Source organism: Advenella mimigardefordensis DPN7 (assembly GCF_000521505.1).
Lineage (GTDB): Bacteria > Pseudomonadota > Gammaproteobacteria > Burkholderiales > Burkholderiaceae_B > Advenella > Advenella mimigardefordensis.
Genome location: NZ_CP003915.1, coordinates 4,581,974 through 4,600,413, shown reverse-complemented (window position 1 = coordinate 4,600,413; position 18,440 = coordinate 4,581,974). Strand labels below are relative to the sequence as shown.

Genomic DNA, 18,440 nt, shown 5'->3' with positions numbered 1-18,440 from the left:
TCTTAAAGGAAATTTAACACTAACGGAGGTGACGTCCCATTCGTACTTTCCCTGTTCGGCATGACCGAAGGGCCATGGCCCTGCTGCAGGCCGAAAGTGGCATCACTTTTGCTTGGCAATCTTCATAATCAGTTAACAAAGGAAACAGGTTTATGGCTCCCAAGTTTTATAACGAGATATGGCTGGAAGAGGCGAAGAAGAAACCCGTCCCCCGCAAGCATTACGAAGAATACCTAAAATGGCTGGATCGACAGGAAGCCGATCTGCTGCAGAACAAGCGCGAAGAAGCCGAGGCGCTGTTTCAGCAGGTGGGCATCACGTTTTCCGTGTCGGGCGATGGCGATGGCACCGAGAGAACCATTCCGTTTGACATTATTCCCCGGGTATTTCCGCTAAGGGAATGGAATGCCCTGCAGCGTGGTGTCGAGCAGCGCGTCAGGGCACTGAATATGTTCCTGCATGATGTCTACCATGACAAAGATATCATTCGCGCCGGGCTTATCCCCGCGGAGCTGATCATCAATAATGCGCAATATCGCCCGGAAATGGTCGGTCTGGATGTGCCGCATCGCACCTATGCACATATTGCAGGCATTGATATTGTGCGTGCCGGCAAAGGGGAGTTGTACGTGCTGGAAGACAATCTGCGCGTGCCCTCAGGCGTGAGTTATATGCTGGAGAACCGCAAGATGATGATGCGGCTGTTCCCGGATCTGTTCAGCAAAATCAAGGTAACGCCCATTGCGCATTATCCCGATCTATTGCTTGAAACCCTGATCGAATCGGCCCCCGACGGTATCGACAAGCCGACGATTGTGGTGCTCACCCCCGGCATGTACAACTCCGCGTACTTCGAACACACCTTTCTGGCGCAGCAAATGGGCGTGGAGCTGGTTGAAGGCAAAGACCTGTTCGTCAAGGACGATTATGTCTATATGCGAACCACGCAGGGGCCGCAGCGTGTCGATGTGATGTATCGCCGCCTGGATGATGATTTCCTTGATCCCGAAGTGTTTCGCAAGGATTCGGTGCTGGGCGTGGCGGGCCTGATGCGCGCCTACAAGGCGGGCAATCTGACGCTGTGCAATGCCATCGGCACCGGTATCGCCGATGATAAATCGGTCTACCCGTATGTGGCAGACATGATCCGCTTTTACCTGGGCGAAAAGCCGCTGCTCAATAACGTGCCTACCTACATGTGCCGCAACGACGAGGACAGGGCCTATGTGCTGGCCCATTTGAAGGAACTGGTGGTCAAGGAAACCCATGGCGCCGGCGGCTACGGCATGCTGGTGGGGCCGGCGGCGACACGCGACGAACTGGTCATGTTCGAGCAATTGATCAAAAAGGACCCGGCCAAGTATATCGCCCAGCCCACCCTGGCGCTGTCCACCTGCCAAACGTTCGTGGAAGCCGGTATTGCTCCGCGTCATGTGGACCTGCGGCCGTTCGTACTATCGGGCAAGACGATCCGGATGGCTGCGGGTGGACTGACCCGTGTGGCCCTGAAAGAGGGGTCGCTGGTGGTCAATTCCTCGCAGGGAGGCGGCACCAAAGATACCTGGGTTATCAACCGGCGCGGTTAGAAACCCGCCGCCCAAGCAGTGCGGGCCAATGCAAGCCTGAATGAGCGCGCCATCGCGCCGACAGCAGACTGCAATATTGTCGAATGAAAATAAGGAAGAATCATGTTAAGTCGTACCGCCGATCATATTTACTGGATGTCCCGCTACCTGGAGCGGGCAGAAAATACCGTGCGTCTGCTGGAGGTCTGTTACCAGACGACCCTCATGACCAATGACGAAGATCATTCGGATTATAGCTGGCGCAGTGTGCTGGCCACCCTCGAAGCGCTGCAGCAGTATGAGACCGAATGTGGCGAGATCAGTGCAGATCGGGTGATTGATTTTGTGGTCAACAGCAAGAACTACGCTTCTTCCATCGTCTCGTGCATCCGGCTGGCGCGGGAAAATGTGCGGGCGATACGCGGCACTGTGACCTCCGAAGTCTGGGAAACCATCAACTTCACCTGGCTGGAGATGAACCGCCTGCTCAAGACGCCGGTACTGGCCAGCAATCCGACGCGGTTTTTCGAATGGATCAAAACCCGTTCGCTGCAGACGCTCGGGGCGCAGGAAGGCACCATGCTGCGTAATGAAACCTACAACTTCATGCGCATGGGGACCTATCTGGAACGTGCCGACAATACGGCACGTATGCTGGAAATCCGCTTCTACCTCGAAAATGCGGCCGATGACAAGCGCAAGCTGGTGACACAGTTGTATCACTGGACGGCAGTGCTGCGTTCGCTCTCCGGCCTGGAAATCTATCGCCAGGTGTTCCGTGAAACGGTTGATCCCAAACGGGTGATTGAGCTGATTGTGCTGCATCCGGATATGCCGCATTCACTGGCTCACTCCTCGCGCGAGTTGCTGGCCCACTTGCAAAAAGTGCGTAATGCCAAATCCGATGAAACGCTGCGCCTGGCAGGACGGCTGGATGCAGACCTGCGCTATACCACGATCGATGAAATATTCAAGGCCGGCCTGCATGACTGGCTGACCAGGTACATGGAGAAACTGGATGTGATCGGCCAGGGTATTAACGATGATTTCCTGTGGCAGCAGGTTCAATAGCAGTGCTGGCGCTCATTGGGCTGCGGTTGACGTGCGCCGGCACAAGTCAGGGCGTTGTTGCGCGTCGCTCGCTACCGCCGGTATGCGATGTGGCGCCGGTGCATCGTTGTGGCAGAATCCTCAATATCAGGGGTAGGCGAGTGGTCGAAATTGCGTACAATAACCCATTGTAAAGTCACCCCCAATGGTTGCATGGACTTTTCCCTGGAACACTTACTCAGCTCCACTCCGGACGGCGCATTTTCCGAGTTGCGAGACCAGACCGGACGCCTTGCGCCCGAGTGGGATTATGTGCTGTCGGCGCTTAGAATCCTGGCGCCTGAAGATCTCAAGGGCTTTCTGGCGTATATCTCTGAAAACATCCAGAACCGGGGCAGCATCTACAATGCCTACAGCGAAGAAGGCAGCACTGAACCCTGGGAATCGCTCAGCGTTATTCCGTATGTGATTTCTGCCCAGGAATGGGGGTTTATTGAACAAGCCGTGACGCAGCGAGCGGCGGTGATCAACGCCACACTGCGCGATATTTACGGCCCGCAGCAACTGATCCGGCAGGGACTGGTGCCACCTTCGCTCATCTTCGGGCAGCGAGGCTTTCTATGGCCTTGCATTAATGCGCTGGATACGCAACGCAACCATCTGCAGGTATACGCTGTTGATATTGCCCGTGATGAACAGGGGCGGTGGCGGGTGCTGAAGGATCGGACACAGGGGCCGCTGGGGGCGGGCTATGCGCTGCAGAACCGCCAGATCATGAGTACGGCACTGCCCGCGCTGTTCAACCAGTTGCGGGTGCATCCGCAAACCGATTATTTCCGCACGCTACGCCACACGCTCTTATCCTGCATGTCGGCCGACGATGGCAATGTCGTCACGGTGCTGCTTTCCCCCGGCCCTAAACATCCGGCGTATTTCGAGCATATTTTCCTGGCCCGGCAAATGGGCGTGCCGATAACGGAAAGCCTGGACCTGACCGTACGCAACGATCTGCTGTACCTGAAGACACTGCGCGGCCTGCAGCGGGTGCATGTGGTGTTGCGCCGCCTGGAAGACAGCGAATGCGACCCGATGGAGCTGTATGGCAGCGACTATCCCGGTATTCCCGGCTTGCTGCAGGCCATCCGCAAGGGCAATGTGACGGTGTGCAATGCGCTGGGATCCGGCGTGCTTGAATCGGCGGGCATGCTTGAGTTTCTGCCCGGCATTTGTCAGCACTTGCGTGGCGAACCCCTGCTGATGGATTCTATCCGCAGCTGGTGGTGCGGCGACGAAGCCAATCTGGACTATGCCCGCAAGCACTTTGATTCACTGATGTTCAAGTCCAGTTTTTCGTCCATGCGCGCCAGCCCGCAATACGTGCCTGATTTGAATCCGGCGCAGCGCGAGGCGCTGTTGCAGCGGCTGCAGGTGAGCCCGCGCTCGCTGGTGGCGCACGAGGTGATGCCGCTGGCACGCATTCCGGAAATTGATCTGGAGTCCAGGCAGCTGCAAATGCGGCGTTTTACCATGCGGGTCTTTACCTGCCTGACCCACGATGGATCCTATCGAGTCATGCCGGGTGGTGTGGTACGGGTAGAAGATAAAAGCAATACACCGGTATTGTCTTCGCGCAACCGGCAGATCAACAAAGACCTGTGGGTCTGCCGGGTGGCGCGTGCCGCGACGCCGCCGGTTATCACGGTGCCACCGGCACTGGATCGGGTGCGTGGTGCCGCCGATGCGTTTGAAGCCAGGCCGCTCACGCTGGACCAATTGCTGGCAGCGCATACGACCACGCCGGCACGCATTGGCGAGAATCTGTTCTGGATGGGGCGTTATGGCATCCGCGCCGAACTGTCGGTCTTGCTGCTACGCACCATCACGCGCAACCTCACGGAACGCGTCACCGAGAAGGAAACGCTGATCACGCTGCTCTATAAACTGGGTGCGGAACTGCATGTGCTGCCGGTGCCCTCGGGTGAAGTCATTGGTGACGACGATACTTATGACAGTAATTTCATTCGTCATCAGCTTGGTTCATCGCTGGCACCGTCGTCGCTCAGCGGTGCGCTGGCCAACAATGTGAATTATCTGCACCAGTGCGCATTCAATATACGGGAAAAGCTGTCGCTTGACGTGTGGTGGGTGGTTAACTATATGCCTTCCTATCTGGCTAATGCCGAACTGGATCTGACTGTGGTGCAACAACGCATGCAGGAACTGTTTGCCAGTTGTTCGATTCTGTCCGGTTTTACACATGAACAGATGACGCGTGATGAAGGCTGGAGTTTTCTGTTGCTGGGTCGCCTGATTGAAAAGCTTGGCCGCATGAGCGATACGCTGGGCTTTTTCCTTAAGCAGAGCGAGCATGACAAAACCATTATGCTCGAATCCCTGCTGGAAATCGCCTACAGTATCGTGACTTATCGTGCCCGTTATCATCGCGAAGAAGAGATGCTGGCGGTGCTGTATCTGCTGGTTTTCGATCGCAGCAACCCCTACTCGCTGTGTTACCTGTGCCAGAGCCTGCTGGATAATGGCGCGGCGTTCAATATTCACGAAGCGCAAAGCAGGGAGATCCTGCAAAAGGCACTGAGCGATATGGACGCGATTGATCTGGCGCCGTTTGCCGTGGGAACGCCTGCCGCACAGCATATATATCAGCAACTGGCCGATATCTGTGCCGATATTTCTCACGGCCTGTCCATTTACGCCAACAGCATCAGCCATCAGTATTTTCTTGTTACCGAGACCATTACCAGCGATACCGGTCTTGAGGCGGTGAACAAGGAGTTCCTGTAATGGTGACTTATCACATTCAGCATGACACCGAATATGATTACCATACGCCGGTAACCCAGTCGCGCCAGATCCTGCGACTGTCGCCGCGCGTTCTGCCCTGGCAGACGCCCGAATCGCATACCATCACCATCGATCCGAGACCGGACCGGATTGATTTTCTGCTCGATTGCTTTGGCAATCCGCTGCAGTATTTCACCCTGATGGGCGATCACACCAGCCTGGCGGTGCGCGCCCATTCGGTGGTGAGTCTGAGTCGTCGCCAGCTACCCGACAGTGCCCATACGCCGCCCTGGGAAGAGGTGGTGAGCCATTTGCGCTATACGGCGGGCAAAACGTTTATGCCCTACGATTTTGAAGCCACGCAGTTTCGTTTTGAATCGAATCATATCCGGCTGCTACCCGTCATTGAACAGTGGGCGCGACAGGCGATTCGTCCCGGCATGCCGGTGCTGGCTGCGGTGGAGGCTTTGCAGGCGCGCATCTTTAATGAATTTGTTTTTGACCCTCAGGCCACTACCATCGCCACGCCTGTGCTCGAAGTCTTCCAGAAGCGTCGTGGCGTTTGTCAGGACTTTGCGCATTTCATGATTTCCTGCCTGCGCGCTATCGGCCTGGCGGTGCGTTATGTGAGCGGCTATCTGCTGACTCATCCGCCGGCCGGCCAGCCCCGGCTGATTGGCGCTGATGCTTCGCATGCCTGGGTGTCTGTGTATATTCCAGGACATGGCTGGGTGGATTCCGACCCCACCAATAATGTATTTCCAGACCAGGAGCATATCACGCTGTGCTGGGGTCGCGACTTTTCCGATGTATCACCAATTCGGGGCATGATGTACGGAAGCAGTGCACATGGTCTGAAAACCTCCGTCACAGTGATGCCGGAAAGTGAAATTGCGCGCTGATCATCTTCTATTTCAATTGTGATAATTGCAAATTTCCTGTTGGAATTATTATTCCATAAGGGTTTTCCATAGGATTTTATCAATTTTTATAGATTATAACTAATTGATTTATAACGACAAAAAATAACTTTTAAAAATTTACGTTTAAATTTAAAAAAATTATTGACGAATTTTTTTTCTTATGAGAATTTAGATACATGTCTTAACTTCTTGCGGAAAAATTCAGCGTGAATAGCAGGTTTGATGTCGTGATCGTTGGTGGTGCAGCTACAGGCAGTTCGCTTGCCTATTTCCTCAGTGCATCCGCTTCCTTCAACGGTTCCATTCTGGTTATTGAAAAAGATGCCAGTTATCAGAAGTGCGCAACGGCCTTGTCCGCCGCTTCTATCAGGCATCAGTTTTCAACACCGGAAAATATTCAGCTCTCGCAATTTGGTACCGAATTCCTGCGCCACTTCGGCGACACACTGGCCGTTGATGGCGACCGTCCGGATGTGGGTTTTCAGGAAAAGGGCTACCTGTTTCTCTCCACGCCCGGGGGCGAGGCAGTCATGCGTGAAAATAATGCGCTGCAGCGAAGCCTTGGGGCCAATATCGTTTTGAAAACGCCTGCCCAGTTGCAAACGGCGTGGCCATGGCTGAATGTGGATGATTTGGCACTGGGCTCCTACGGCGTGACCGGCGAAGGCTGGCTCGATGCCTACGGCATGATGCGCGCCTTTCGCCGCAAGGCCATCGCTCAGGGCGTGACCTATATTGAAGATGAAGTCGTGGCTATCAATAAAAACGACAGAACGGTTACCGGCGTGACGCTCAGAAGTGGCCGGGACATTACCTGCGGAACGCTGGTCAATGCGGCAGGGACCGGTGCGGCGGCGTTATCGGCCCAGGTTGGTGTGGTGTTGCCGCAAGAGTCGCGCAAGCGCTGTGTTTTCTATTTCACCTGCCCCGAAAAAATTGCTGACTGTCCGATGGTGATTGATCCGACCGGCGCCTATTTTCATCCGGAGGGTGAAGGCTTTATCGGTGGTATTCAGCCACCGCCGGAACAGGACCCCGAATGTTTCGATTATGACGTTCAGCACGAGCTGTTTGATGAACTGCTGTGGCCGATTCTGGCTGCACGTGTGCCGGCCTTCGAAGCCTTGCGCTGCGAGCATGCGTGGGCGGGTCATTACGACTACAACACCTTCGACCAGAATGTGATTCTGGGCTATCACCCGGCGGTAGAAAATATGGTTTACGCTAATGGTTTCAGCGGACATGGTATGCAACAATCACCCGCTGTTGGACGCGGGCTGGCCGAACTGATTGAGTTTGGAACGTATCGCAGTCTTGATCTCTCGCGCATGAGCTGGGAACGTGTCTTGAACAATCAGCCCATCGTTGAGCAGAATGTGTGGTAGATAAAGAGAGAGTAGTACAGTACACCTTCGCGGTGTCATGCAAATTGTTGGTGTAGTGCAAGTTTGTAGTAACTGGTGGTAAGCCGTGTGGCTGGCGTGGGGCCTGTCGCATTACATAAACGGTTTTGCCCTGTGCGGAACCCATGCTCGTCAATCAGGAGAAAAGCATGAATAAAGTGTTGAAGAACGTATTGATTGCAACCGCCCTTACTGCTGCCTTCGGCACGCCGGCGCTGGCTGCAGATGAAATCAAAATCGGCCTGGGAGCACCCATGACAGGGGGCAGTGCGGCTTTCGGCAAGCAATTGCAGACAGGCGCACAGGCAGCCATTGACGCGATCAATGCCAAGGGCGGTGTGAACGGCAAGCAACTTAAACTGGTCACGGCCGATGACGCATGTGATCCCAAGCAGGCGGTCGCCGCTGCCAATCGCCTGGTTGATCAGGAAAAAGTGACCGCAGTGATTGGTCACTTCTGCTCTTCCAGCACCATCCCCGCTTCCGAAATTTACGACGAAGCCAATATTCTGAACATTACCCCCGCTTCTACCAACCCCAAAGTCACCGAACGTGATCTGTCAACGATTCTGCGTACCTGCGGACGCGATGACCAGCAGGGTGAAGTGGATGCAAAATTCATGAAGGATGTGCTCAAAGTTAAGCGCGCGGCGATCATCAATGACAAAGACACCTACGGCGTGGGTCTGGCCAATGCCACGCGCGATGCGGCCAAGGAACTGGGCATTGAAGTCGTGCTCGAAGACGGTGTGACACGCGGTGAACGCGACTACAACGCGCTGGTTACTAAAATCAAGGGTGCCAACGTCGATGCCGTTTTCTTCGGTGGTCTGTATGCTGAAGCCGGTGTGCTGGTCAAGCAAATGCGTCAGCAGGGTCTGAAAACACCGTTCATCTCGGATGATGGTATCGCCGATCCGGCATTCGTAACGGCGGCGGGTGGTGTGCAGAACGCAGAAGGCGTGTACATGAGCTTTCTGAAAGATCCTCGCAATGATCCGGCTTCCAAAAGTGTGGTCGAAGAACTGAAAAAGGCCGGTAGTGATGCCGAAGGTTTCACGCTCTATTCCTATGCTGCCGTACAGGCCGTCGCTGCTGCGCTGGCTGCCAACAAGGACGAGACCGATGGCACCAAGCTGGCCGACTGGCTCAAGGCTAACCCTGTCCCTACCGTAACCGGCAACAAAGGCTGGGACGAGAAAGGCGATCTTAAATCCAATGACTTCGTGCTGTACGTCTGGGATAAAGAAGGCAAGTACGTAGAGTACAAACAGTAGAGTCTGAACGGGACGGCGCATGACAATACCATGCGCCGTCTGCATTTCCCGCCTTAACACTTCCAGGAAGCGATGGCTGTTTTTTCGCAAAACACCAGACCTTTGTCTTCACCCTGAAAAGGTACAATCATGGATTGGTATATTCTGGGCCAGCAATTGGTAAATGGCGTCACGCTGGGCGCCATCTACGGTTTGATTGCAATTGGCTACACCATGGTTTATGGCATTATCGGCATGATCAACTTCGCCCATGGCGAAATCTATATGATCAGTGCCTATATCACTGCAATTGCATTTGCCGTATTCACATTTCTTGGCATAGATTCGCTGGCGCTGTCCTTGCTGCTTACCCTCATGGTCACGATGTTTATTACCGGCCTGTATGGCTGGTATATTGAACGCACCGTGTACCGACCATTGCGTACCACCAACCGGCTGGCGCCGCTGATTACGGCGATCGGGGTTTCGCTGTTGCTGCAAAACTATGTGCAGGTCAGCCAGGGGCCCTATGTACAGGGCGTGCCTTCGGTTATACAGGGTGGCTTTACCATCGGGTCAGATACCGGCTTCTTCCAGATTCGCTATATCGATTTGCTGATTGTGCTCGTGAGTTTCATTGCCATGATGATCCTTACCTGGGTGATTCAGAAAACCAGTCTGGGCAGGCAATGCCGGGCGGTGGAACAGGACCGCAAGATGGCCACGATCCTGGGTATCAACACCACCAGAATTATTTCAACTGTATTTGTAATCGGCTCCGTGATGGCGGCGGTTGCCGGCGAGCTGGTCACCTTCAACTACGGCTCTTTTGATTTTCATATCGGCTTTATTCTGGGCATCAAGGCCTTCAGCGCCGCCGTGCTGGGGGGCATCGGTTCATTGCCAGGTGCAATGCTGGGCGGCCTGATCCTGGGCGTGCTTGAATCCCTGTTCGCCGGTTTCGTAAGCAGCGACTATAAGGATGTGTTCTCGTTCAGCGTGTTGGTGCTGGTGCTGATTTTCAAACCGAGTGGCCTGCTGGGCCGGCCTGCCGTGGAGAAAGTGTAATGAGTACCTCACAAACCTCAACCATTGACTTTGGTCATTCGCTGCGCGACGCTGTCGTGGCAGGTATTCTGACCATGCTGGTATTCAGTCCGATTACCAACTTCGTGCTCAAGCAATATTCTTTCACGCTGGACTGGTTCCGCAGTCCGTTCTTTCTGAACGGTCTGGCTATTGGCCTGATTGTCGCGTTCGTGCGTTTTTTCGTATCGGTGGGCGCACAGACGCAGACCGGGCAGAATTTCATTCAGAACTTCATCAAGACCGAACATGGTGTTGAGGTAGAAGATGAATACGCCGACGGTGGCAAACGTCTGCTCCGTGTGGTGCTGTGGGGCGGTGGCCTGATGGTGCTGTTTCTGGTGCTGGGCCTGTCTGGCATTATTTACCGGGGCGCCGGTATTGCGCTGGTGCTGGTTGTGCTGTTTATCATGATTGCCATGGGCGTGCGGATTCCCAAGCGCCGCGGCAAGAAGCATCCATGGAAAGGCGCGCTGCCGGTGTTGTTCCTGGTGGGGTTGCTGTTGCCACTGGTGTTCTTCTATTTCGGCTGGTTCGGTAAAAGCTGGATCAATAACCTGACCCTGGCCATGGTCTATGTCCTGCTGGGGCTGGGCTTAAATATCGTGGTGGGTCTGGCCGGTCTGCTGGATCTGGGCTTTGTGGCGTTTTATGCAGTTGGCGCGTATTTTCTTGCGCTGGGTGCGGAATATCTGGGTATCGGGTTCTGGACGGCGCTGTTTCTCGCGCCCCTGCTGGCTGCACTCTGCGGCGGTCTGCTGGGATTCCCGGTGCTCAAGATGCACGGCGATTATCTGGCCATTGTGACGCTGGGTTTCGGGGAAATTATCCGCCTGGTTCTGGTGAACTGGATCAGTTTCACTGGCGGCCCCAATGGCGCCTCGGTGCCTGCGCCAACCATTTTCAATCTGGAATTTGTACGCCGGGCGCGCGGGGATGTGGTGCCATTTCACGAGTTTCTTGGCCTGCCATACAACAGCGATTACCGCTATCTCTTTGTCTATCTGTTGTTGTTCGTGATCAGCATGATTGCCTTGCGTTTTTTTACCCAGTTGCGCGTCATGCCCATCGGCCGCTCATGGGAAGCCTTGCGTGAAGATGAAATTGCCTGCCGTTCGCTGGGCATCAACCACGTGACGGTCAAACTGTCTGCTTTCATGCTGGGGGCGATGATTGGTGGTCTGGCCGGTGTGTTTTTTGCCACGGCACAGGGTTTTATCAGTCCGCAATCGTTCAATTTCTTTGAGTCAGTCCTGATTCTGTCGATCGTGGTGTTAGGCGGAATGGGGTCTTCTATCGGCGTGATCATTGCTGCGTTTACACTGACGCTGCTGCCTGAGTTTCTGCGTGAATTTGCCGGCTATCGGGTACTGCTTTTCGGTCTGCTCATGATTCTGATGATGATCTGGCGGCCTAATGGTTTGCTGCGGCCGAAACGTTCCGTATTCAGAAAAAGCGAGGTGGCATAATGGCACAGGACATGAAACAGGACGCCATACTGTCGGTTCAGCATCTGACGCGTCGATTCGGCGGCATTATTGCCAACAATGATGTCAGTTTCGATGTGCGCAGGGGATCAATTACCGCGCTGATCGGACCCAACGGGGCCGGCAAGACCACCGTTTTTAACTGCATTACCGGTTTTTACATGGTGTCGGAGGGGCTGATCTGTCTGAACCAGCCCGAAGGGCAAGTGGAGATTGGCAATCTGCTGCGCCGCAAGATCACCGGTGGTTCCTATCTGGTCGCCCGTGCCGGTATTGCCCGCACCTTCCAGAATATCCGTCTGTTCAAGGATATGACTGTGCTGGAAAACCTGCTGGTAGCTCAGCACCGCAAGCAGAACCGGAATCTGTTCTCCGGGCTGCTGGTTACCCCGGACTTTTCCGACAGGGAAGAGGCCAGCCTGGCCCGCGCTTTTGAGTGGCTGGAGATCGTTAATTTGTCTGAAGACGCCAACCGGCTTGCCGGCGAACTATCCTATGGCAGGCAGCGTCGCCTGGAAATTGCCCGCGCCATGTGTACGGATCCCAGGCTGATCTGTCTGGATGAACCGGCGGCCGGCCTGAACCCGCGTGAAACCCGGGAACTGTCAGCGCTGATACGCAAGCTGCGCAGCGAACATGATGTGACCGTGTTGCTGATTGAGCACGACATGGGTCTGGTCATGGACATTTCCGAACATATTATTGTGATGGATCAGGGTAAGGTGATTGACGCCGGCACCCCGGAACACATTCGCAATTCCGACGTGGTGATCGCTGCCTATCTGGGCACCGAAGTGGAGGACTAAGCATGGCAGACACCCCAATTCTTGAGATCAGGGATGTGAGCTCCTATTACGGGCAGATTCAGGCCCTGAAAAATGTGTCGCTGCATATCAATCCGGGCGAGATCGTGACGCTCATTGGCGCCAACGGCGCTGGCAAAAGCACCCTGCTCATGACTATTTTCGGCACGCCAAGGGCGCGTACCGGCCAGATTCTGTACAAGGGCAATAACCTGTTGCGCCTGCCGCCGCACAAGATCGCTACCCAGGGCATTGCCCAGGTGCCCGAAGGCCGCCGCATTTTCCCGAAAATGACCGTGGAAGAGAACATCATGATCGGAACGCTGCCTATTGGCGATGCACATATGGATGAAGACCGGCAGCACATGTTTGATTTGTTTCCGCGCTTAAAAGAACGGCGCAATCAGCGGGCCGGGACGCTGTCGGGTGGCGAGCAGCAAATGCTGGCCATTGCCCGCGCACTGATGAGCCGGCCCGATATGATTTTGCTGGATGAGCCCAGCCTGGGGCTGGCGCCGCTGATTGTGCGCCAGATCTTCTCGGTGCTCAAAGAACTGGGCAAAAGTGGCAAAACCATCTTCCTGGTAGAGCAGAATGCCAACCATGCGCTCAAGCTGGCCGACCGGGCTTACGTCATGGTGACCGGTGAAATCCGGATGACAGGCACCGGCGCAGAACTGCTGGCCAACCCCGAGATTCGCGACGCTTACCTGGGTAGCCATTAGGATGGCCCCCCGCGAGGAAACGCCGCTGATGCAACGTCTGCGCGCCGTGCGGCAGGCCAATGATCTGACCCTGGAGCAGGCGGGCCGGGCCTGTGGCATCGCGGCTTCCACTCTCTCGAAAATAGAGAACGGGCTGATGTCGCCCACGTACGACGTCTTGCAGAAGCTGGCCATCGGCCTGTCACTGGATGTCTCCGAACTATTTACGCCGGCCCGCGAACCCATGGGGGCCGGGCGTTGCGTGGTTGATCGCGCCGGGCAGGGAAAAGTCCACAAGACGCGGTATTATGAGCATTTGCTGTTGTGCTCGCAGCTTTCGCATAAACGAATCTTGCCGTTTCTCACAACCATCACGGCCCGGGATCTGACAGTCTTTGTCGACTGGAATCGCCATGAGGGCGAAGAGTTCGTCTACGTGATTAGTGGCCAGATTGAACTGCATACGGAATTTTATGCAGAGGCAACGCTGGGGCCGGGCGACAGCTTTTATATCGACAGCCGCATGGGACACCGCTGTATCAGTGTCAGTCAGGAAGATGCACAAGTGCTCTGGATGGCGACCCAGCGCCCCGAGGCAGAATCAGGAGAAACCAATGAGTAGTCCGGCGCCACGCGTTTTCAATGCCGAAGAAACAAGCCAGTTGATCGCTTTCGGGCCATTGCGCCAGCACATTCTGGAGGCCGCCTCGCAATATGCCAGGGGCGAGATCCACAGTCCCGATCGCCAGGTGCTGACCGTACCCGGCAGCCGCGACGGCGTGCTGTTGTCCATGCCCTGCACCGCCCAGGATATTTGCGCGCATAAACTGATTTCCCTGCTGCCGGACAATCCTGCCCACCAGCGCCCCACGATCCAGGGCATGGTGTCGGTCCTGGATAGCGCCACCGGTGTTCCGCTGTTTGTTCTGGACGGCCCCACGGTCACGGCCCGTCGTACGGCAGCGCTCTCCATGGCCGGCCTGCAGCTTTTTCTGGAACACGAGCCACGCACCATTGTGATTGTGGGGGCCGGGAGCCAGGCTGACGGCCATGTGCAGGCCATTGCCGAGCTGTACCCAGAGGCTACAGTGCATATTGCTGCGCGCGCCCAGTCCTGGGACAAAGCGCAGGCTTTCTGCGAACGCCATGCCGGTCTGGGCATCCGTTTGCAAGTGACCGATCTGAACCAGCTGCCGGAACAGTTTGACGCGATTATTACGCTGACGACGGCCGTTGAGCCGGTTTACCACGCACCGGCGGTGCCCGGTCGCCTGATCATCGGCGTGGGTGCCTTTCGTTCACATATGGTTGAAATCGCGCCGGAAACCGTGATGAACAGCCTGTGCTACGTGGATGACCTGGTTGGGGCAAAGCACGAGGCAGGCGATTACATTCAGGCGAAAAAAGACTGGAGCCAGGTCACCACCCTGGCGCAGGCCATTGAAAGCGACATCGACTATTCCCGCCCCATCATGTTCAAGACCGTAGGCTGCGCCGCCTGGGATCTGGCTGCGGCGCGGTGTGCCCGGGCAGCAGCGGGGCTGTAGGCGAATCGCGCGGCGAGACAATGCATGTCATTAGCCTGCGCAGGGCCAACAAACGCGAGGTGAAGGGCTATGAGCAAGCGACCCGTTCCCGAATTGATTGATGAGGATAACCCTGAATGGGGTCCGGAAGAATTTGCCAGGGCGCGCCCGTTCCCCAAAGTTGTGGCGGAGCGGTTTGGCGACAAAACGGCACAGGCAATGATTCGTCCCCGTGGTCGGCCTAAAGCCGCGCGAACCAAGGTTCCGGTAAGCCTGCGCATTGATGCAGATACGTTGCAGGCATGGAAAGCGACCGGCAAAGGCTGGCAAACCCCGATTGGCTAAAGTACTCAGCGAACAGGCGCCTGTTCACCGTTTATAATATTTCAATTTAAAGGCGGGAACGGTTCATGACGCCAGCCGAGCGGTTACACAAGCTGGAGCAGGCGCTGCAGCAGTCTGGTTCATTGCGGCTGCGGGAGGCGGCGGCCTTGCTGGGCGTTTCGGAAATGACGGTGCGGCGCGATCTGGCTCGTCGTCCGGGCACATTGTCTTATCTGGGCGGCCATATCGTTGCGGCCCATTCGCTGCAGAATGCCGGCCAGTATTCAGTGGCACAGGAAAAAGACCATTTTGCCCAGGCCAAACAACGCGCCTCGCAAAAAGCGCTGGCATTGGTCGCACCGCATGATGTGATTTTTATCGATTGTGGCACCACGCTATTGCATCTGGCGCGCCTGATACCCGACAGCCTGCCACTGACGGTAGTCTGCTATTCACTCAATACCGCCGACATCCTCAAAAATAAGCCCGCTCTGCGTCTGATTGTGCTGGGCGGCACCTATATGCCATCGTCCGATTCCTTTTCCGGACAAGAGGCGCTGAATGCGCTGGATCAGCTCAGTTTTGATACGGCGTTTATGTCGGCAGGCGGTGTGGATGACCAAATCGGTGTCAGTTGCTGGAACCTGCATGAAAAAGACATCAAGCGTCGCGCCATGGAGCGGGCCAAGCGGCGTTATCTGGTGGTGGATTCCAGCAAGCTGGGTGTACGCCGACATATCCGCTTTGCTGATCTGACTGAATTTGATGCCATCCTGACTGAACAGGACTGAAGTGAAGGGCACCCGGCAGGACACGGCCTGTCGATTAACGAACCCGCAAAAACAAAAAGGGCGCCCGGCGCCCTTTTCTTTCGATGATGAAGTTGCTACTGCCGGCTGCGCAGTGAAAACAGCAGGCCGGCCACCAGGATAAAGGCACCGACAATCACTTTCTGCCAGGTCGTAGGAATCCCAAGTGTAATCAGTACACTATTGATGAGCGTCACCAGCAGCACGCCCAGCAGCGTACCGGTAACGGTGCCGCTACCGCCGGTAATGCGGGCGCCACCCAGAATGACGGCGGCAATCACATCCAGTTCGGTACCAACAATATCGAAGGGGTTGGCGATCCGCGTGCTGGACACGTGAATAATGCCGGCGATACCGGCCAGCAGGCCGGCGTAGCCAAACACAAAGAGATACACCCGCGTCAGGTTATAGCCAAGGCGCTCGGCAATGGCCGGACTGCCGCCCATGGCATACACCGCCCGACCCATCATCGTTTTGTTCAGCAGCCACCATGTGAGCAGGGCCAGTATGGGAATGGCCAGCGTGGTGTACGGCAGGGCGGTTTGCAGCCCCTGATTATTCTGGAAATTGACAATATTCGCCTGTCCCACTGCCAGCATGGACGGAGGGATGTTCATGAAAAACTCGGTGCCGATAAACGCCAGCAGAAAGCCCCGGATCAGAAACTGGGTGCCAATGGTGACAACCAGCGAGGGTGCGGCGAGTTTTTTCACCAGCCAGCCGTTGATGAGCCCCAGCGCCAGACCGCCGGCCGCACCGGCCAGCAGAATCACGATAAATGGAGCGGCGGGATAATACATCAGCACCAGTTTGGTCAGCCCATACATAATCAGCGCCGCAATGGCGGTGAAGGACACATCCAGTCCGCCGGAGGCAAGCACCACCAGAATGCCCAGGGCAAAAATGGCGGAACGCGTAGCTGCGCGCAGGACGTCAAAGAGCGAACCTGGCTGGAAAAACATGGGGTTGATAACAGCAACCACCACAAACAGCACCACAATCAGGCCCAGTGTAAAAAATTCCGGATGCCTGATCAGATAGGGAGGACGCTTTGGCGTCGTGCTGTCCTGAATGGCCGCGCTGGCGGGAGTCGTCGTATTCATGGTAAGCGAGGTAGGGTCAATGGGGTTTCAGGACAATAAGGCATGATAAAGCGTATTTTCTTGCAGGCCATCTGCCTGAAATTCATCGCTGATCCGACCTTTTTTCATGAGCAGAATGCGGTCACAGTTTGCCAGCAGTTCCGGCAGGTCGTCACTGATAATAATGATGCTCATGCCCTTATCAGTCAGGGACTGAATGATCTGATAAATCGTATCTTTGGAGCCGACATCGACGCCGACGGTCGGGCCATGCAGAATCAGCAGCAACGGATTAATGGCCAGCCAGCGGCCGATCAGCACCCGTTGCTGGTTGCCGCCGGAGAGGCTTTGTACCGGATTCTGCACATTGGGGGTCGCAATTTTCAGCCGGCTGGTCATGTCTTGCGAAAAGCGGGTGGCCTGATCCTTGCTGATTTGCCCCAGCGCATCGCACATTTGGGGCAGTACTGCGGTAATGGTATTGTCGCTGATTGAACGGGTCAGGAACAGCCCCTCTACCAGCCGGTCCTCGGGCACGTAGGCGATGCGGTGCGTGGTTGCCTGAGCGGGTGTGTTCACGGTGATGGTCTCACCATTCAGTGTCAGCGTGCCGCGCTGCGATGGCGCGACACCGGCCAGGGCGCGGGCCAGCTCGTTCCTGCCGGAATCAAGCAGACCGGTAATGCCAATGATTTCACCCTTATGCAGATCAAAGGACACCTGCTCGAAACCCTGGTCGCGACCCAGATCACACACGCCCAGCATGACATCGGGCTGGGGCTGGTTGCGGCGATAGCGCTGATCGCTCAGGACCCGCCCGGTCATCAGTTCGCTGATCTGATGTTTGGTAAATTGCTGGATTTCGCCCTGGGTGATCACCTGGCCGTCACGCATGACGATCACGTTACCGCCAATGGCATAGCATTCATCCAGCTTGTGGCTCACAAACAGCACCGCCACACCGCGTGCGCACAGTTCCTTAACGATACGAATCAGATTGTCCACCTCTTTCTGGGTCAGTGAGGTGGTGGGTTCGTCCATGATAATGAAGCGGGCATCACTGGCTGCAGCCCGCGCAATGGCGACCAGTTGCCGGGTGGCCAGCGGCAGATCTTCGATTTTGGTCTGCAGAAAATAGCGGTCGTCGGGCAATTGCAACTGCCGTAACGCACTCACGGCGCGGTCGTGCAAGGTCTGATGGCTGATCACCCGCGCCAGACGTCCTTTATGTTCGGCCAGCTCCACCGTCAGCGAAATATTGTCCATCACGCTCATATTGGGGATCAGGGACAGGTCCTGATAGACCGTCTCGATGCCGGCACCCAGGGCGCTTAACGCTGAAAACTGTTCAAAGCGCTTGCCGTCCAGGATCAGATCTCCTTCGTCTGGTGGCTGAGCGCCGGAAATGATCTTGATCAGTGTGCTTTTGCCGCAGCCGTTTTCGCCCAGCAAATGGTAAATCTGTCCCGGATGAATATCCAGGCTCACGCCACGCAGCGCGTGTACGCCGGTAAAGCGCTTGTGAATCTGGCGCAGCGACAGAAAGGCATTTCCATCGGGGGCGGGCGGTATGGACGCATTGTGGTGCGTCGGGCGAGTCGTTGTAGTCATAATCGTACT

Annotated in this window: 16 protein-coding genes; 14 read left to right on the top strand and 2 right to left on the bottom strand. The window is 55.8% G+C overall.

Going from position 1 to position 18,440, the window contains the following annotated elements; genetic code table 11:
* The first annotated feature begins 152 nt into the window (after window positions 1-152).
* The 14 genes from MIM_RS21105 (at window position 153) to MIM_RS21040 (ending at window position 15,720) form a co-directional block, all read left to right on the top strand.
* The gene (locus MIM_RS21105) at window positions 153-1,586 is read left to right on the top strand and encodes a circularly permuted type 2 ATP-grasp protein (RefSeq protein WP_025374739.1); all 1,434 of its coding nucleotides are present in this window, start codon (window positions 153-155) and stop codon (window positions 1,584-1,586) included.
* 102 nt (window positions 1,587-1,688) lie between these two features.
* Entirely contained in the window at window positions 1,689-2,636 is a 948-nt protein-coding gene (locus tag MIM_RS21100; protein ID WP_025374738.1) for an alpha-E domain-containing protein, read from the top strand.
* A 150-nt stretch (window positions 2,637-2,786) separates the two neighbouring features.
* Window positions 2,787-5,417, top strand: coding sequence for a circularly permuted type 2 ATP-grasp protein (locus MIM_RS21095; RefSeq protein ID WP_158318764.1), 2,631 nt, complete (start codon window positions 2,787-2,789; stop codon window positions 5,415-5,417).
* Window positions 5,417-6,319: a transglutaminase family protein gene (locus tag MIM_RS21090; RefSeq protein ID WP_025374736.1), complete on the top strand. Its 903-nt coding sequence runs from the start codon at window positions 5,417-5,419 to the stop codon at window positions 6,317-6,319. Before MIM_RS21095 ends, MIM_RS21090 begins: the two co-directional genes overlap by 1 nt.
* Before the next feature lie 227 nt (window positions 6,320-6,546).
* Entirely contained in the window at window positions 6,547-7,725 is a 1,179-nt protein-coding gene (locus MIM_RS21085) for an NAD(P)/FAD-dependent oxidoreductase (RefSeq protein ID WP_025374735.1), read from the top strand.
* A gap of 167 nt (window positions 7,726-7,892) precedes the next feature.
* Window positions 7,893-9,020: a branched-chain amino acid ABC transporter substrate-binding protein gene (locus tag MIM_RS21080; protein ID WP_025374734.1), complete on the top strand. Its 1,128-nt coding sequence runs from the start codon at window positions 7,893-7,895 to the stop codon at window positions 9,018-9,020.
* Between the two features lie 129 nt (window positions 9,021-9,149).
* Window positions 9,150-10,067: an ABC transporter permease subunit gene (locus MIM_RS21075; RefSeq protein ID WP_025374733.1), complete on the top strand. Its 918-nt coding sequence runs from the start codon at window positions 9,150-9,152 to the stop codon at window positions 10,065-10,067.
* Entirely contained in the window at window positions 10,067-11,554 is a 1,488-nt protein-coding gene (gene livM / locus MIM_RS21070) for a high-affinity branched-chain amino acid ABC transporter permease LivM (protein ID WP_025374732.1), read from the top strand. The genes MIM_RS21075 and livM overlap by 1 nt, the downstream gene beginning before the upstream one ends.
* Window positions 11,554-12,378, top strand: a complete 825-nt coding sequence (locus tag MIM_RS21065; RefSeq protein WP_042070675.1) for an ABC transporter ATP-binding protein — start codon at window positions 11,554-11,556, stop codon at window positions 12,376-12,378. Before livM ends, MIM_RS21065 begins: the two co-directional genes overlap by 1 nt.
* 2 nt (window positions 12,379-12,380) lie before the next feature.
* Window positions 12,381-13,100 carry an ABC transporter ATP-binding protein gene (locus MIM_RS21060; RefSeq protein WP_025374731.1) on the top strand — a complete coding sequence of 240 codons (720 nt, stop codon included), beginning with the start codon at window positions 12,381-12,383 and terminating at the stop codon, window positions 13,098-13,100.
* A gap of 1 nt (window position 13,101) precedes the next feature.
* Window positions 13,102-13,701, top strand: a complete 600-nt coding sequence (locus MIM_RS21055) for a helix-turn-helix domain-containing protein (protein WP_025374730.1) — start codon at window positions 13,102-13,104, stop codon at window positions 13,699-13,701.
* Window positions 13,694-14,626 carry a delta(1)-pyrroline-2-carboxylate reductase family protein gene (locus tag MIM_RS21050; protein WP_025374729.1) on the top strand — a complete coding sequence of 311 codons (933 nt, stop codon included), beginning with the start codon at window positions 13,694-13,696 and terminating at the stop codon, window positions 14,624-14,626. The genes MIM_RS21055 and MIM_RS21050 overlap by 8 nt, the downstream gene beginning before the upstream one ends.
* 69 nt (window positions 14,627-14,695) lie before the next feature.
* Window positions 14,696-14,950, top strand: a complete 255-nt coding sequence (locus MIM_RS21045; RefSeq protein ID WP_042070674.1) for a BrnA antitoxin family protein — start codon at window positions 14,696-14,698, stop codon at window positions 14,948-14,950.
* A 65-nt stretch (window positions 14,951-15,015) separates the two neighbouring features.
* Window positions 15,016-15,720 (top strand): DeoR/GlpR family DNA-binding transcription regulator, encoded by a 705-nt coding sequence (locus tag MIM_RS21040; RefSeq protein WP_025374728.1) that lies wholly within the window; start codon window positions 15,016-15,018, stop codon window positions 15,718-15,720.
* A 95-nt stretch (window positions 15,721-15,815) separates the two neighbouring features.
* Here the strand turns inward: MIM_RS21040 and MIM_RS21035 are convergent, their stop codons facing one another.
* Both MIM_RS21035 and MIM_RS21030 read right to left on the bottom strand, forming a co-directional pair.
* Window positions 15,816-16,841, bottom strand: a complete 1,026-nt coding sequence (locus MIM_RS21035; RefSeq protein WP_025374727.1) for an ABC transporter permease — start codon at window positions 16,839-16,841, stop codon at window positions 15,816-15,818.
* A 27-nt stretch (window positions 16,842-16,868) separates the two neighbouring features.
* A complete protein-coding gene (locus MIM_RS21030) occupies window positions 16,869-18,431 on the bottom strand; it encodes a sugar ABC transporter ATP-binding protein (RefSeq protein ID WP_084459121.1) in 1,563 nt (520 codons plus the stop codon).
* Window positions 18,432-18,440: the final 9 nt, after the last annotated feature.

What these genes read in the sequence shown, in the direction of transcription:
- MIM_RS21105 (WP_025374739.1), top strand. Translation starts at nt 153, where the DNA reads ATGGCTCCCAAGTTTTATAACGAGATATGGCTGGAAGAGGCGAAGAAG.
- MIM_RS21100 (WP_025374738.1), top strand. Translation starts at nt 1,689, where the DNA reads ATGTTAAGTCGTACCGCCGATCATATTTACTGGATGTCCCGCTACCTG.
- MIM_RS21090 (WP_025374736.1), top strand. Translation starts at nt 5,417, where the DNA reads ATGGTGACTTATCACATTCAGCATGACACCGAATATGATTACCATACG.
- MIM_RS21080 (WP_025374734.1), top strand. Translation starts at nt 7,893, where the DNA reads ATGAATAAAGTGTTGAAGAACGTATTGATTGCAACCGCCCTTACTGCT.
- MIM_RS21075 (WP_025374733.1), top strand. Translation starts at nt 9,150, where the DNA reads ATGGATTGGTATATTCTGGGCCAGCAATTGGTAAATGGCGTCACGCTG.
- livM (WP_025374732.1), top strand. Translation starts at nt 10,067, where the DNA reads ATGAGTACCTCACAAACCTCAACCATTGACTTTGGTCATTCGCTGCGC.
- MIM_RS21065 (WP_042070675.1), top strand. Translation starts at nt 11,554, where the DNA reads ATGGCACAGGACATGAAACAGGACGCCATACTGTCGGTTCAGCATCTG.
- MIM_RS21060 (WP_025374731.1), top strand. Translation starts at nt 12,381, where the DNA reads ATGGCAGACACCCCAATTCTTGAGATCAGGGATGTGAGCTCCTATTAC.
- MIM_RS21055 (WP_025374730.1), top strand. Translation starts at nt 13,102, where the DNA reads ATGGCCCCCCGCGAGGAAACGCCGCTGATGCAACGTCTGCGCGCCGTG.
- MIM_RS21050 (WP_025374729.1), top strand. Translation starts at nt 13,694, where the DNA reads ATGAGTAGTCCGGCGCCACGCGTTTTCAATGCCGAAGAAACAAGCCAG.
- MIM_RS21045 (WP_042070674.1), top strand. Translation starts at nt 14,696, where the DNA reads ATGAGCAAGCGACCCGTTCCCGAATTGATTGATGAGGATAACCCTGAA.
- MIM_RS21040 (WP_025374728.1), top strand. Translation starts at nt 15,016, where the DNA reads ATGACGCCAGCCGAGCGGTTACACAAGCTGGAGCAGGCGCTGCAGCAG.
- MIM_RS21035 (WP_025374727.1), bottom strand. Translation starts at nt 16,841, where the DNA reads ATGAATACGACGACTCCCGCCAGCGCGGCCATTCAGGACAGCACGACG.
- MIM_RS21030 (WP_084459121.1), bottom strand. Translation starts at nt 18,431, where the DNA reads ATGACTACAACGACTCGCCCGACGCACCACAATGCGTCCATACCGCCC.